Origin of the sequence: Janthinobacterium agaricidamnosum NBRC 102515 = DSM 9628, assembly GCF_000723165.1 — a bacterium.
In the GTDB taxonomy this organism is placed as follows: Bacteria; Pseudomonadota; Gammaproteobacteria; order Burkholderiales; family Burkholderiaceae_D; genus Janthinobacterium; species Janthinobacterium agaricidamnosum.
In genome coordinates, this window is record NZ_HG322949.1 from 5887811 (window position 1) to 5888331 (window position 521).

Below are 521 nucleotides of genomic sequence, written 5' to 3' on the forward strand. Positions count from 1 at the left end.
GGTGCACCCATTGGGCGATATCCATCCCGTGAACCCATGCTATCTTCCGAATTGAGAATGATATATGGAACATCAGGATTGCTATCGAAGAAAGCGAATACGTCTTCGAGTATCCGATCGGGACGTTCGCTGAAACGGCGCGGACCTACTACGAATAGATGCCAAGCCATACCGGCCGCAACAGCATCTCCTGCCAAACCTATTACCGGTGAGTTTGCCGTGTCTGCCATTGCAGGATCGGCAATTGGATACTGCGCATTAAAAACCGGTACAGCGTAATACATTGGTGTGTATTGCGCGCCATTTTCCAACGCATCGCCTGCACGTCCACCAGAGATTCCCGCTTTTTCCATGGAGTCCCACGGATATTTTTCCTTGTCCTGCTCGCGGATAGAGGCGTAGGCATCCCCTTTTTGCAGGGCTTCCCACAGTTTTCCCTGGCGATATTTGTCCAGCGTGACCCCTAGACCAATAACTTCCAGCACATATTCCCGCCTGGCCTGCTCGTTTGGTGCTGTTTT

The 521-nt window shown here is 51.6% G+C and carries 1 protein-coding gene (cut by both window edges); it reads right to left on the reverse strand.

All 521 nt of this window come from inside a single coding sequence — locus GJA_RS26955, type VI lipase adapter Tla3 domain-containing protein (RefSeq protein ID WP_081905578.1), on the reverse strand. Of the gene's 549 coding nucleotides, 12 precede the window and 16 follow it; the stretch shown corresponds to coding positions 13–533 — codons 5 (complete) to 178 (partial); reading right to left, the first codon wholly in view occupies positions 519–521. Both codon boundaries (start and stop) fall beyond the window edges.